The organism is Marivita sp. NO-S04, assembly GCF_059070475.1.
In genome coordinates this window covers 454824-468360 of record NZ_CM180980.1, presented here as the reverse complement: position 1 = coordinate 468360, position 13537 = coordinate 454824, and the positions used below count along the sequence as shown (strand labels likewise).

Sequence of the window (13537 nt, the reverse complement as noted above, 5' to 3'; positions counted from 1 at the left end):
CGCCGCCTGTGGAGAACCCTGTGGATAAATCAGCGTTCGGTTTTTGGCAATGCAGGGCTTATTTCGCCCATAACGAGAATAAACATTGTATTCCTACCTGATCCCCCACATATCAGTCGGGCAAAGATTCTTCCGACGACCTTCTGTTTCCTAACGGCCTCAGGCGATCCTACGACGACACTGAGCCGGGCCATCGCATGTTGCGGGTGGCGAAAAAATTCTAGGAGACAACACGATGGCAAATGGCACCGTGAAATGGTTCAACGGCACAAAAGGCTTTGGCTTTATCGCACCCGAGCATGGTTCGAAGGACATCTTCGTACACATCTCCGCGCTGGAACGCGCCGGAATTCACCAGCTTGACGATGGTCAGGCTGTGACGTTCGACGTTGAAAGTGGCCGTGATGGCCGCGAAAGCGCGACAAATCTTGCTCTGGCATAAGCCTAGGTACGACTGATTTCTAAGCGGGCGCGGTTCTCGGACAGCGCCCGCTTTTTCGTTTGACGACGTCACCCCTCAAGACGGGGCCCCCAATGGCCCCTCACCGTCAAGGAGATTGAATGATGGCAAAGTTGACAAAAGACACTCTCTTCAAGGCACCCCAGACACGCGCAGAAACCGTGATGGACAAAACCACCCGCGTCGTCCGCGAGATGCTCGACACGGAAACCGAACAACGCGAAGCGAAAACCCAACGCCTGCGCAAGACGCGGCTTGAACGCGAAGCCTCGGACAGCGGCAAAACGCCTGCGACCAAAGCCAAGACCCGAAAAACCACATCGAAATAACCGCGTCCAAACCCAACTGCGCCGCTTGAACCCGGCCTCACGCCCGCTATGATCTGACCGGCGGGGGACAGACAAATGGCAGGCACAATTCACCTCATCAAACTCTCTGTCGGCTCCGACAGTGTTGAGCAGATCGAGGATTGGCAGCAAAACCGCTCCAAACAGCGGGCGAACGGCCAATATTACCACCTCACACGCATGTGGCCCAAGCGCGAAGCCGAGCTGCTGAACGGCGGGTCGATCTATTGGGTTGTCAAAGGATTGCTGCAAGCCCGCCAACGCATCATCGGTCTGGAAGAAATCACCGGCGACGACGGTATCCGCCGCTGCGGTATCGTTCTGGAACCCGAATTGGTCCGCACCGCCACTGCCCCCAAACGCCCGTTTCAGGGCTGGCGCTATCTCAAACCCGAAGACGCGCCACCCGATCTTGGCAAATCGCGCCTGAACGACGACACATTGCCCCCAGAACTGGCAGGCGCATTGGCTGAAATCGGCGTGCTCTGACCCACACGCACATAAGCCCTGCACGGCTGCACTGGCAGCGTGGGCCAACAAACCTTAGGTTGGGCGTCAAGCCATCAGTGATCAGGACAGTCAACATGACCGACAGCTACACCCCCCCAAAAGTCTGGACGTGGGACAAGGAAAACGGCGGAAAATTCGCCAGCACCAACCGCCCCATTGCAGGCGCAACCCATGACAAGGAACTGCCCGTCGGCAAACACCCGTTCCAGCTTTACAGCCTTGCCACCCCGAACGGCCAAAAGGTGACCATCATGCTGGAAGAGCTGCTGGCCGCAGGTCACACCGGCGCCGAGTATGACGCGTGGCTGATCAAGATCGGCGATGGCGACCAGTTCGGCTCGGGTTTTGTCGACATCAACCCGAACTCCAAGATCCCCGCCCTGATGGACCGCTCTGGCGACACGCCTGTGCGCGTGTTCGAATCCGCCGCGATCCTGATGCATCTGGCCGAAAAGTTCGACGCCTTCCTCGGCGCATCGGAAAACCGCGCCGAAATGCTGAGCTGGCTGTTCTGGCAGATGGGCAGCGCGCCTTATCTGGGCGGCGGCTTTGGCCATTTCTATGCCTACGCACCAGAACCGATGGAATACCCGATCAACCGCTTCGCGATGGAGGCCAAGCGCCAGCTGGACGTTCTTGATCGGCAACTGGCAGATCACGACTTCATCAGCGGCCCTGACTACACCATCGCCGATATGGCGATCTGGCCTTGGTACGGCGGGCTTGTTCTGGGTCGGCTCTACAACGCCGCCGAATTTCTGGATGTCGAAAGCTACACAAACGTGGTCCGCTGGGCCAAAGCGATTGACGCGCGCCCGGCCGCCAAGCGTGGCCGCATGGTCAACCGCGCCTTTGGCGACCCCAGCGAACAGCTTCACGAACGTCACGACGCGTCCGATTTCGACACCAAGACACAAGACAAGGTCGCAGCCGCTGAATAAGCCGCCGCACCGCGCGCGCCAAACTCGAATTTTGGCGCGCGCCCGCATTGCCCCGGCGCAACCGGGCGTTACCTCTCCCGCATGAAAGATGACATCGACCCGCGCAGCCGCGCCGTCCCCACAGGACGCACCTCCCGAGCCGTCCGTATGGGCGGTCTGGCGGGTGGCCTCTTGACCTCTGCCGCGGCCCAAGGCGCAAAGCATTTACTGCGCGGACAACGCCCGTCGCCCCGCGATATGTTCCTGACCCCATCAAACGCCCATCGCCTGACGCAACAACTGTCCCAGATGCGCGGCGCGGCGATGAAGATGGGCCAACTCCTGTCCCTCGAAGCGGGCGATCTGCTCACACCCGAACTGGCTGCCGTGCTGCGACCGCTGCAAGCACAGGCCCATTTCATGCCCCCGGCGCAGCTCAAACAGGTGCTGACCAAGGCATGGGGCGCAGATTTCACCAAACAGTTCAAAAAATTCGACGTCCGACCCATCGCCGCCGCCTCCATTGGGCAAGTCCACCGCGCCCAGACCCGCGACGGGCGCGATCTGGCGATCAAAGTGCAATATCCCGGCATCCGCGACAGCATCGACAGCGACCTGCGCAACCTTGCCAGCCTCATGCGTCTATCCGGCATGATGCCCAAAGGCCTTGACCTCAAACCACTGCTCGAGGACGCCCGCGCACAATTGCACGAAGAGGCCGACTACGACCAAGAGGCCCGCAGCCTTGTCCGGTTCGGCGACCTTCTGAAAGACGACCCCGATTTCATCGTCCCGGCCTATCACGACGACCTCTCCACGCGCGATATCCTCGCGATGGAATACATCCCATCCGATCCGATCGACACGCTGGAAGACGCGGACCAGACCACGCGCAACCAGATGGCCGAACGGCTGATCACCCTGATGATGCGCGAGGTGTTCGAATTTCACCTCGTTCAATCCGACCCCAACTTCGCCAATTTCCGCTGGCAGCCCGACACAGGAAAACTGGTACTGCTCGACTTCGGCGCAACACGGGTTCTGTCACCAGACCTCGTTGCACAGTCCCGCGCGATCCTGCGGCCGTCGTTGGACAACGACCTGACCGGCATCGCCGACGCCCTGCGCGGGCTTGGTTTGTTGTCAAATGCCCTGCCTGAAAAGACGCGCCTCGAGATTCTTGCCATGGTCGAAATGGCAAACGCACCGATGCTGCATCCCGATGGGTTCGATTTCGGCGACACCACTCTGGTGTCCGACCTGCGCGACCGTGGCATGGCCTTGGGCCGTGATCGGTCAATCCAGCATATTCCTCCGACCGAGGTACTGTACCTGCAACGCAAAGCCGCCGGACTGTTCCTGCTGGCCACGCGCCTGCGCGCGCACATCACGCTGCGGGATTTGTTCCAACGGCAAATATGATGCGGCAAACGCGCAGGCCGGTTTGGTCTATCCGCCGACGGATTGCCCCGCGCTACACCCCCAACCGGTCGATCAACGCCCGCAGCACCGCACGATCCGCATCGGTCTTGTCGGCCACCCGGCTGCGGAACAGCGTCGCCTGACTCTCCAGCACAGGTGGTTCGTCCAAGATCTTGAGGTGGTTTGCCCGCAACGTTTCACCAGTCGAAGTGATGTCGGCAATCGCCTCGGCTGTCAGGTTCTTGACCGTGCCTTCGGTCGCCCCCTGACTGTCCACCAATTGGTAATCCGCCACGCCGCCCCGGCGCAGGTAATCGCGCACCAGCCGGTGGTACTTGGTGGCAATCCGCATCCGAAACCCGTGCCGCGCGCGAAATGCGGCTGCCGCACCGTCCAGATCATCCAGCGTATCTACATCCACCCAGCAATGCGGCACCGCTACGATCAGGTTCGCGTGCCCAAAGCCCAAGGGTGCCAGCGGTTCAACCTTCTGATCCCACTGCACCAGCTTTTCCTGGATCAGATCGTTGCCCGTCACTCCAAGGTGAATGCGCCCCGCAGCCAGCTCGCGCGGAATTTCCCCAGCCGACAGCAGGACCAGATCAACGCCGTCCACGCCCTCGACCGCGCCCGCATATTCGCGGTCTGATCCCGTCCGAGAAAGCGTCACACCCCGCGCGCCGAACCAGTCAAAGGTCTTTTCCATCAGCCGCCCCTTGGACGGCACACCCAGCTTGATCGTCATCGCAGCCCCCCAAGTTCGAGAACCACGTCAGGCCGGATGACCCCGCCCACCGCCGGGTTTTCGCGCCCCTGCCCCAGCCGCCGGGTCAGCGCATCATAGCGCCCACCCGTGGCCACGGGCGGCAGGTCAGGCCGTGTTTCGCTGTAAAACCCAAACACGAACCCATCATAATACTCCATCGACGTGCGCCCATAAGACGCCTCGAACGGCAGCGCATCCACGTCGATGCCGCGCTGCACCATCGCCTCGCAGCGTGCCTCGAACCGGTCGAGAGCGGGCAGCAATCCGGGCAGATCAACCGCGATATCGCGCAAGTGTTCCAACGCGTTCGGGCAGGTTTCCGACACCGCCAGAACCGCTGCGATCAGATCAACAATCTCGGACGACATCGGCGCCTGTGCCGCATCCGCGCGCAAGGCGTCAATCCGGTTTGCGATCTCGCGTTCGCTGCGCAACCCGATCATCACACCGTCTTCAGGCAATCCTACGTCCGAGGCCAGCAGTGCCGCCCGTGACGGTGGCACCGGTGTCAGACCGGCAAAGCGTTTGACCAAAGCGGTAAACCGCGCGGGCCGCCAGATGTGCCGCATCAACGCCGCGCGCCGGTCCTCGGTGGTGTTTAAACCTTCGACCATGGCGATGAGAATACCGATATCCCCAGTCGCCGCGCGCAGGCCAAGCGGCGCCAAGGCGTCAGAAAACTGCCCAAACACATCAGCATCCGCCGCTGCCGCGTTGGCGCCACCAAATTCTTCGTACCCCACCTGCATGTATTCGCTGCGGCGGTCCGGGTGGTCTTCCTGTTTGCGGAAAACCTCTCCGAAATAGGTGTAGCTTGCAGGTAGGCCATCACCCGACATGTGATACTGCACCACCGGCACGGTGAAATCTGGGCGCAACATCATCTCGCCGCGTTCCGGGTCCGTCGTCACATAGGCTCGCGCACGGATGTCCTCGCCGTATAGGTCCAACAGAACCTCGGCGGACAGCAGGATGTCGGTTTCAAACCGTGCGGCCCCAGCAGCCACAAAGCCGTCGCAGATGGCTTCGGCCTCGATCCGGACGCGGGACTTATAGGGAATGTCTTGCGCCATCAGGAATAGCTTTCGAGGATCTCGCGCACCTTGGAAACAAGCTGATCACGCGGCACTTCGAACTGGTTTGGTCGGTCCTGCCATTCCTCAAGGCTCGCGCTTTCTGCGATCTTGGCCCCAAGGATCAGGTCCTTGATCTGCACCACACCATTGGCCTTTTCGTCGCCGCCTTCGATCACCGCTACGGGCGAATTGCGCTTGTCTGCGTATTTCAGCTGGTTGCCGAAATTCTTGGGGTTCCCCAGATAAACCTCGGCCCGGATGCCCGCGCTGCGCAGTTCGGACACCATCGCCTGATAATCTCCCATCCGGTCGCGATCCATAACGGTAACCACCACCGGACCCGCGCTTTGGCTGCCGATCCGGCCTTTTTCACGCAGGGCGGCCAAAAGGCGATCCACACCGATGCTGACCCCTGTGGCGGGGACCGGCTGGCCGGTAAAGCGCTTGACCAGATCGTCATAACGCCCGCCGCCAGCGACCGACCCGAACTGCCGCTTGCGACCCTTTTCATCAAGGATTTCAAAGGTAAGCTCGGCCTCGAACACGGGGCCGGTGTAATAGCCAAGACCACGTACTACCGACGGGTCGATGACGATGCGATCCGGGCCATAGCCTAGACCTACAAGTAGATCCGAAATCTCACGGAGTTCCGCAATGCCCTCCCGGCCTTGCTCGGATGTCCCTACCAGTTCCATTAGGTACCCTAGAACTCGATTTGCGATTGTCCCTCCGGTTAGTGCCGTATGTTTCAATCCACGAGCTTTGTCCGGGCCTTTTTCTAAAGACCATGCCTGCGCCAAGAGCCTATACTCATCTGAATCGCCGTCCGATCTTGTTTCCAGTTCGTTGGCGATCCGGGAGACAGCGCGGTCTTTTGCCGTCAGAAAACCAATTACTATTTCGGCCTGCGCATCGCTCAGCCCCACACCGTCGATATAGGCGCCAGAGGCATCCAGCCGTCCCTTGCCGAGCAACTCGCGGACACCAGCCTCGCCCACCTTGTCGAACTTGTCGATGGTGCGCAAAACGGCGTTGCGAGTTTCATCGGAGAGCGGCGTTGGTTTTTGGCGACCCTTAAACGGTTCATTTAAAGGCGTCGGAATAGCTGGCGATCCCACCGCCTCCAGAACCCCGTTCAAAACCTTCCGGTTGTTCACCCGAATGATGTAGTCCCCACGAGAGATACCGACCGTCTCAAGGCAGTCCGCCAACATCGCACAAATCTCTGCATCCGCGGCAACAGACCCAGACCCAACAGTATCCGCATCGCATTGATAAAACTGACGAAACCGCCCCGGCCCCGGCTTTTCGTTGCGCCAGACAGGGCCCATGGCGTAACGCCGGTATGGCAGCGGCAGTTCATTGCGGTGTTGCGCATAGACCCGCGCCAAAGGCGCTGTCAGATCATAACGCAGCGCCAGCCAATCGCCCTTGTCGCCGTCTTCGTCCTCTTGCCACGCAAACACGCCTTCATTGGGGCGGTCGACATCGGGAAGGAACTTGCCCAGCGCCTCAACGGTCTCTACCGCAGAGCTTTCCAAAGCGTCGAACCCATAGCGATGATAGACCCCTGCGATCTGCGCCAACATCTCGGCGCGTTCGGTTACTTCCGTGCCGAAATAGTCGCGAAAGCCCTTGGGCGTCTGCGCCTTGGGCTTGGGGGCTTTTTTCTCTTTGGCCATGGTCAATTCCCGTCTGGGCTTGAGTGTCGCGCCTCCTCTAAACGCTGGAACCCGAGGGGGCAAGCAGAGCCGCACCTCCCGTATAGGCGCGTTGGTTAACAAAAGGTTAAATGGGCCGGATCGGACCCAATGTTTCGCGCGCGAAACAATAGGTCACTTTGCGGACCTATTGCCTCTTGCCATCGCCGCTTAGTCGGCACATCTGTGGCACATGGATACCACCGCCCTTGAAGAACGCATCGCACATCTGATGCGCATTACCGACGACCTGTCTGACACCGTCGCGCGACAGGCCAAGGAAATCGACCGCCTGACTGCGCGGGTCGAAATGTTGTTGATGCGCGAGGCCGAACGCGAAGCCGAAGGATCTGGCGGTATGGTGCTTGGCGATGAACGCCCGCCACATTACTAGACCGCAACTTAATTGCTGCGAATGTCAGTTTCCACAACTTCGCCGTCATGCAGCAAAATCGTCTTCCATTCCGGGTTCGATCCAAACGTTTCATAAACGCTGACAAAAGCTGTCGTGCGCGCAAGTTGCGACATGGACGACCCGCATGGCTTGCCCTTTCCAACACGACACACACGCGACTTCAGGATCTCGTATGCGGCATCGGTCGACGAATAGGGCTGAACCTTGGACGGCAAACCATAGCGCAACTGTTCGTGTGTTTCGGGGCTGCCGAACAAGGCCAACGCCGCCGTAAACTGCCGCGCACATCCATCATCAAACCCGGTTACGTAGAATGTGTGGGGGGCGGTGTTGCCGGGTTGTGAATCGTAAAGCGCATAGACCGACCGCGACTCGGGATATCTCTCGACCCGAGTACCAAGCTGCCGATCCGGTACGTCACATACCCGTGCAAGCACGCCGTAAGGCAGAGCGGTGCCCATCGGGACAATCCGGTAATCCGGCGCGTCTGGTTTTGGGCCTCGGGTCCGTGCGATTTCCACCGCAGGAGTGGCATCACTCTGCGTCTGCGGCGGAGCGGCGGCCAATTGGGTGCCATCATCTGCCTGAGCCGCCTGCGCAGCCCGGCTCAAGAACCCAAGCAAGCCACGGCGCGGCGCAGGCTCACTGGCAGGTGGCGGTACTTCGGCTGTCGCATCTGCATTTTCGGACTCTACAATCGTGGCGTCCACGTCAGCCGCAGCTTCGGCCACCGCTGGTTGCGACGCCCCATCGCCCGCCCCGAAAAGACGTCCGAAAAAGCCGGTGGGCTGTGCCTCTGGCGTGACACCCGCGTCGTCCACGATGTCAGCATCGCTGCGCAATGCCGCTTGGATGTCGCTGTCGGTCACGTCAGTTTCGGATAAACGCGGCACACCGCTGAGAGGATCGCTGGCACATCCGGCCACAAGACTGCACACGATCAGGATTGCCGCGATACGGATCATCTGTTCCCCCAACTCCGATGCGGCACCCTAGCGACGCGCGTTCTTCCCGTCCAGCAAGCCGCACGCGACTTTCCGCCGTGCGAGGATCATAATTCTTCGACGTCGAGTACACCGCCCAGCGACTTGATTGCGCCCTTGATTTCTGGCGTCACAGGGAACTCGCGCGCCAGCGCCACATCAACCTCACCGGGCAGGCCAGGCGCGTTCAGACAACATATCCGGATCGGCCCCTTGCCGGCCTTGGGCAATTGGTCCGCCGCACGGGACAGCACCGAGGCCACGTGCGGGACAACGTCGATCTCATCGACAAAGATGCGCAGCCCCATGCTCACCGCGTCAGCCACGGCGATATCCACGGGCGCCACGGATCGCCCAAGCAGTTTAAGCTGATCGGATTCAAGCGTCGCCTCAACGGTGACCATGACCTTCGATCCGGTTTCCAAGTGATCGCGTGCCGCCTCAAGCGTATCCGAGAACAGCGTGACCTCGTACGCCCCGGTTGGATCGCTGAGCTGGGCAAAGGCAAAGCGGTTACCGCGTGCTGACTTGCGTTCCTGTCGCCCTGCCACGACCCCCGCCATCTTGACCACACACGGCCCGTTTTGTGCCTTGGCCAGCACATCATCCAGCGTCATCGCGCCTTTGCGTTTGAGCGCGGTCATGTAATCGTCGAGCGGGTGACCAGAAAGGTAGAAGCCCACAGCCTTGAACTCTTCTGAAAGGCGTTCAGCGGGCAGCCAATCAGTAACCGGCGACAGGCGTGGCTCTGGCAGGTCGTCACCCGCCTCACCGAACAGCGACACCTGCGCCGAGGCGCGTTGTTCGTGGATCGCAGCCGAATAGCCGACCAGCGCATCTAGGCTTTCGAACACGCGGCGGCGGTTGCGGTCCAACTGGTCGAAGGCACCGGAGCGCGCAAGCATTTCCAGCGGGCGTTTGCCCACGCGCTTCAGATCAACCCGTCGCGCGACGTCAAACAGGTTAACAAATGGTTTATCACCGCGCCCGTCGACGACCAGTTTCATCGCCTCAACACCAACGTTCTTCAGGGCGCCCAGCGCATAAACCAACGCCCCGTCCTGTACATCGAACATCGCCTGAGACCGGTTCACGCAAGGCGGCACCCACGGCAGGCTTAGCCCCTTCTTCACCTCTTCGAAAAACACACCCAGCTTGTCGGTCAGATGAATATCGCAATTCATCACCCCTGCCATGAACTCGACCGGGTGGTTCGCCTTGAGCCATGCTGTCTGGTAGCTGACCACCGCGTAGGCAGCAGCGTGGGATTTGTTGAAGCCGTAGTTGGCGAATTTCTCCAGCAGGTCGAACACCTCGGAGGCTTTTTTCGCCTCGACGCCGTTCTCTGCCGCGCCCTTTTCGAATTTCGGGCGTTCGGCATCCATCGCCTCTTTGATCTTTTTACCCATCGCACGACGCAGCAGGTCGGCACCGCCAAGGCTGTAGCCCGCCATGACCTGCGCAATCTGCATCACCTGTTCCTGATAGACGATGATACCCTGCGTTTCCTCAAGGATGTGGTCGATGAGCGGATGCACCGACTCGCGCTCTTTCAGCCCGTTCTTGACCTCGCAATAGGTCGGGATGTTCTCCATCGGGCCGGGACGATACAGCGCCACAAGTGCCACGATGTCCTCGATGCAGGTGGGCTTCATGCGCTTGAGCGCATCCATCATGCCCGAGCTTTCCACCTGGAACACCGCGACAGTCTTGGCGGCGGCGTAGAGCTTGTAGCTTTTTTCGTCATCCAGAGGGATATGACTGATGTCGTTTTCTGCGCCTTTGGCGGGTTGGTAAAGCTCTGTCCCATCGGCGGCGATGTGCAGATCGCGCCCGGTCTTGAAGATCATGTCCAGCGCGTACTGGATCACGGTCAGCGTCTTGAGGCCCAAGAAGTCGAACTTGACCAGCCCCGCCTGTTCCACCCATTTCATGTTGAACTGGGTCGCCGGCATATCCGAGCGGGGGTCTTGGTAAAGCGGCACCAGCGCGTCCAGCGGGCGGTCCCCGATCACCACACCGGCAGCGTGGGTCGACGCGTTGCGTAGCAGCCCTTCGACCTGCTGACCGTAGGTCAGAAGCCGGTCCACCACCTCTTCCTCACGCGCCATCTCGCGCAGGCGCGGCTCGTCGATCAGTGCCTTCTGGATGCTTACCGGCTTTACACCCTCGACCGGGATCATCTTGGACAGGCGGTCCACCTGCCCATAGGGCATCTGCAACACGCGCCCCACATCGCGCACCGCCGCCTTGGACAAAAGCGCACCAAAGGTGATGATCTGGCCCACCTTGTCGGTGCCATATTTGTCCTGAACGTAGCGGATCACCTCTTCACGGCGGTCCATGCAGAAGTCGATGTCGAAGTCTGGCATAGAGACACGTTCGGGGTTGAGGAACCGTTCGAACAGAAGCTGATAGCGCAATGGGTCTAGGTCGGTGATGGTCAGCGCATAAGCCACCAGAGAGCCCGCCCCCGAGCCCCGTCCCGGCCCCACCGGGATGTCCTGATCCTTGGCCCATTTAATGAAGTCGGCAACGATAAGGAAGTATCCGGGAAAGCCCATGCCTTCGATAATGCCTAACTCAAACTCAAGCCGCTTTTCATACTCTTCGACCGAAGCGGCATGCGGGATCACGGCAAGGCGATCCTTGAGGCCCGCGCGTGACTGCCGCTTCAGTTCCTCGACCTCGTCATCCGCGAATTTCGGCAGGATCGGATCGCGGCGATAGGCCATGAAGGCGCAACGCCGGGCGATCTCAACCGTGTTTTGGATCGCCTCGGGCAGATCGGCAAACAGCGTCGTCATCTCTTGCGGCGACTTGAAGTAGTGCTGCGGCGTCAGACGGCGGCGCGGTTCTTGCTGGTCGACATAGGCACCCTCGGAAATACAGATCAGCGCATCATGCGCCTCGTACATGTCCGATTTGGGGAAATATACATCGTTGGTCGCCACCAGGGGCAGACCCATCGCATAGGCCATTTCGACAAAGGGGCGTTCGGTCAGGCGTTCATTTTCCGGCAGACCGTTCTCCCCTGGATGCCGCTGCAACTCGACGTAAAGCCGATCACCAAACATCCCGGCCAACCGCTGCATCACCGCCTCGGCGGCACCACGGTTGCCCTGTTGCAGGACACGCCCCACCGCCCCATCCGGCCCACCTGACAGGCAGATCATTCCGTCGCTGTACTGTTCCAGCTCGTCCAGCGTCACATGCGGCAATTCCCCATCCCGACGCAGGTAAAGGCAGGAATTGAGCTTCATAAGATGCTCGTACCCGACTTCGCTCTGCGCCAGCAGAACCACAGGCGCAGGCGGCTTTGCCCGCTCACCCGGCACGGGGTCAGCCACCCGAAGGTCAACCTGACAGCCGATGATGGGCTGAATGCCCGCCCCCGCCGCACCAACCGAAAACTCCAGCGCCGCAAAGAGGTTGTTGGTATCGGTCAGCGCCACCGCTGGCATACCTTTGGCCGTGCACAGATCAGGCAGCTTCTTGAGCCGCACCGCCCCTTCCAAAAGCGAATATTCGGAATGGACACGCAGGTGAATGAATCGGGGATCAGCCATGACGTCCACGATATGCTGGGGTCGGCCTGTGTGAAAGCCCCAGATCTCGGTTTTCCACAGGATTACATGTGACCGGCTCAAGCCTCCCTGAAATACAGAACAAAGGCTTGGCTGTATCCTTAAGCGGAACAAGGCCCTAAGCTGTCCCGCAAAGGAATCGTGCATGAAATGGATCTTTGCCCTCATCGGATGCTTGATGCTCGGCGGTGTGACGACCCTCATCCTGAAGGAACCAAGCGATGCCGATCACGCGACTGCCACCCCTCGCAAGATGCTCATGGCGCTGCGCGATCCGTCGGGCACGGGGCCACTGGACGGCCTGCGGTTCGACACGGTCATGGGATTGCAGGGCAAACCACCCGAGCTTGAGGACTATGTGCAGTTCAGCGACGGGCTGTTCATGTCGCGCGAATGCACCGACCGATGCAACTACCCGCCCAGCGCCTATCTTGTGCGCGAGGTCGAAGGCGGCACGGATTTCATCGTCGAAGCCTACTGTCCCACCAAAACGACAACTATGGTCTGGCGCGGAACGGTCCGAGATGACGCGGTTTATGGCACCGTCACGTGGACCGTGTCGCGCTGGTATTGGAACACCCAGCAGGTGCTGGAGTTCAAGGGAAGTTTGTCGGATCAGCCCGTTGAGGTGTTGACCAACCTATGACCGACGACCAGACGGCGGACCTGCGCTTTTACCTTGGTCTGGCGCTGCGCCTTGCAGTGCTGATCGCTGTCCTGCTGGGGGCCGTGCACCTGTCAGCGCAGGTCAAGGACGCCCTTGGGTTCGAGGTCATGCCGCACAATGAAGCGTTGATGCACAAGATGATCTTGTTGGGGCTGCTCAGCTACGTCCTGATCACAGCACTGCCCTTCGTACCCGGAGCCGAAATCGGCATGACCCTGCTCACCGTGTTCGGCGCGCAGATGGCACCGTTTATCTATCTGGCGACAATCCTCAGCCTGACGCTGGCGTATAGTGTGGGCCGTCTGGTGCCGCTTGATGCAGCGGCCCGGACCCTGCGCGCATTGCGTATCATGCGGATTGCCGAATTTCTGGAACAGCTCTGCGCAATCGACCGCAAGGATCGCCCCGACATGCTGATCGCCATGACAGGCCAGCCGGCGCTGCGGCGGCTGGCACGGCACCGATACGTCGCACTTGCCGTGCTGATCAACGTGCCGGGAAATGCCGTGATCGGGGGTGGAGGTGGGCTTGCCTTTGCTGCCGGAATGAGCGGCGTATTCTCTGTGCCTGCCTTCCTGCTCACTGTTGCGATTGCCGTTTTGCCCGTGCCACTGGCAATCTTCGCTTTTGGCGCATGATTGGCGTGCCATGAACTGAAAGTCTGCGCCTACAATCACAATTGTT

At 60.3% G+C, this 13537-nt stretch carries 13 protein-coding genes; 8 read left to right on the top strand and 5 right to left on the bottom strand.

All coding sequences use genetic code 11. From position 1 onward, the window contains the following. Positions 1-235 precede the first annotated feature (235 nt). The 5 genes from ACK3EW_RS02455 (at position 236) to ACK3EW_RS02435 (ending at position 3659) form a co-directional block, all read left to right on the top strand. Positions 236-442, top strand: a complete 207-nt coding sequence (locus ACK3EW_RS02455) for a cold-shock protein (protein ID WP_085631526.1) — start codon at positions 236-238, stop codon at positions 440-442. A 122-nt stretch (positions 443-564) separates the two neighbouring features. Further along, entirely contained in the window at positions 565-789 is a 225-nt protein-coding gene (locus ACK3EW_RS02450; RefSeq protein ID WP_493808309.1) for a hypothetical protein, read from the top strand. Between the two features lie 75 nt (positions 790-864). Beyond that, a complete protein-coding gene (locus tag ACK3EW_RS02445) occupies positions 865-1296 on the top strand; it encodes a DUF1489 family protein (protein ID WP_493808308.1) in 432 nt (143 codons plus the stop codon). Between the two features lie 95 nt (positions 1297-1391). Then, positions 1392-2258 (top strand): glutathione-dependent disulfide-bond oxidoreductase, encoded by an 867-nt coding sequence (yghU, locus tag ACK3EW_RS02440; protein WP_493808307.1) that lies wholly within the window; start codon positions 1392-1394, stop codon positions 2256-2258. An 81-nt stretch (positions 2259-2339) separates the two neighbouring features. Continuing rightward, positions 2340-3659, top strand: a complete 1320-nt coding sequence (locus ACK3EW_RS02435) for an ABC1 kinase family protein (RefSeq protein WP_493808306.1) — start codon at positions 2340-2342, stop codon at positions 3657-3659. 52 nt (positions 3660-3711) lie between these two features. On the opposite strand, the gene hisG is transcribed toward ACK3EW_RS02435, so the two are convergent. The 3 genes from hisG to hisS are packed head-to-tail and all read right to left on the bottom strand — an operon-like array spanning position 3712 to position 7183. After that, positions 3712-4404, bottom strand: a complete 693-nt coding sequence (gene hisG, locus ACK3EW_RS02430; protein WP_493808305.1) for an ATP phosphoribosyltransferase — start codon at positions 4402-4404, stop codon at positions 3712-3714. Next, entirely contained in the window at positions 4401-5498 is a 1098-nt protein-coding gene (locus ACK3EW_RS02425; protein WP_085631513.1) for an ATP phosphoribosyltransferase regulatory subunit, read from the bottom strand. Before ACK3EW_RS02425 ends, hisG begins: the two co-directional genes overlap by 4 nt. After that, entirely contained in the window at positions 5498-7183 is a 1686-nt protein-coding gene (hisS, locus tag ACK3EW_RS02420) for a histidine--tRNA ligase (RefSeq protein ID WP_493808304.1), read from the bottom strand. Before hisS ends, ACK3EW_RS02425 begins: the two co-directional genes overlap by 1 nt. Before the next feature lie 211 nt (positions 7184-7394). Here hisS and ACK3EW_RS02415 point away from each other — a divergent pair, with 211 nt between their 5' ends. Next, complete coding sequence (locus ACK3EW_RS02415; RefSeq protein ID WP_085631509.1) at positions 7395-7595, top strand: SlyX family protein; 201 nt, start codon at positions 7395-7397, stop codon at positions 7593-7595. A gap of 8 nt (positions 7596-7603) precedes the next feature. Here the strand turns inward: ACK3EW_RS02415 and ACK3EW_RS02410 are convergent, their stop codons facing one another. Both ACK3EW_RS02410 and dnaE read right to left on the bottom strand, forming a co-directional pair. Continuing rightward, entirely contained in the window at positions 7604-8581 is a 978-nt protein-coding gene (locus ACK3EW_RS02410; RefSeq protein WP_493808303.1) for a hypothetical protein, read from the bottom strand. An 86-nt stretch (positions 8582-8667) separates the two neighbouring features. After that, the gene (gene dnaE, locus ACK3EW_RS02405) at positions 8668-12168 is read right to left on the bottom strand and encodes a DNA polymerase III subunit alpha (RefSeq protein WP_493808302.1); all 3501 of its coding nucleotides are present in this window, start codon (positions 12166-12168) and stop codon (positions 8668-8670) included. 163 nt (positions 12169-12331) lie between these two features. Between dnaE and ACK3EW_RS02400 the strand changes: the two genes are divergently transcribed. After that, complete coding sequence (locus ACK3EW_RS02400) at positions 12332-12832, top strand: hypothetical protein (protein ID WP_493808301.1); 501 nt, start codon at positions 12332-12334, stop codon at positions 12830-12832. Beyond that, entirely contained in the window at positions 12829-13491 is a 663-nt protein-coding gene (locus ACK3EW_RS02395; RefSeq protein WP_439119242.1) for a hypothetical protein, read from the top strand. The genes ACK3EW_RS02400 and ACK3EW_RS02395 overlap by 4 nt, the downstream gene beginning before the upstream one ends. The last annotated feature ends 46 nt before the right edge of the window (positions 13492-13537 follow it).

Coding starts and splice junctions, on each gene's coding strand:
- ACK3EW_RS02455 (WP_085631526.1), top strand. CDS start 236: ATGGCAAATGGCACCGTGAAATGGTTCAACGGCACAAAAGGCTTTGGC.
- ACK3EW_RS02450 (WP_493808309.1), top strand. CDS start 565: ATGGCAAAGTTGACAAAAGACACTCTCTTCAAGGCACCCCAGACACGC.
- ACK3EW_RS02445 (WP_493808308.1), top strand. CDS start 865: ATGGCAGGCACAATTCACCTCATCAAACTCTCTGTCGGCTCCGACAGT.
- yghU (WP_493808307.1), top strand. CDS start 1,392: ATGACCGACAGCTACACCCCCCCAAAAGTCTGGACGTGGGACAAGGAA.
- ACK3EW_RS02435 (WP_493808306.1), top strand. CDS start 2,340: ATGAAAGATGACATCGACCCGCGCAGCCGCGCCGTCCCCACAGGACGC.
- hisG (WP_493808305.1), bottom strand. CDS start 4,404: ATGACGATCAAGCTGGGTGTGCCGTCCAAGGGGCGGCTGATGGAAAAG.
- ACK3EW_RS02425 (WP_085631513.1), bottom strand. CDS start 5,498: ATGGCGCAAGACATTCCCTATAAGTCCCGCGTCCGGATCGAGGCCGAA.
- hisS (WP_493808304.1), bottom strand. CDS start 7,183: ATGGCCAAAGAGAAAAAAGCCCCCAAGCCCAAGGCGCAGACGCCCAAG.
- ACK3EW_RS02415 (WP_085631509.1), top strand. CDS start 7,395: ATGGATACCACCGCCCTTGAAGAACGCATCGCACATCTGATGCGCATT.
- ACK3EW_RS02410 (WP_493808303.1), bottom strand. CDS start 8,581: ATGATCCGTATCGCGGCAATCCTGATCGTGTGCAGTCTTGTGGCCGGA.
- dnaE (WP_493808302.1), bottom strand. CDS start 12,168: ATGGCTGATCCCCGATTCATTCACCTGCGTGTCCATTCCGAATATTCG.
- ACK3EW_RS02400 (WP_493808301.1), top strand. CDS start 12,332: ATGAAATGGATCTTTGCCCTCATCGGATGCTTGATGCTCGGCGGTGTG.
- ACK3EW_RS02395 (WP_439119242.1), top strand. CDS start 12,829: ATGACCGACGACCAGACGGCGGACCTGCGCTTTTACCTTGGTCTGGCG.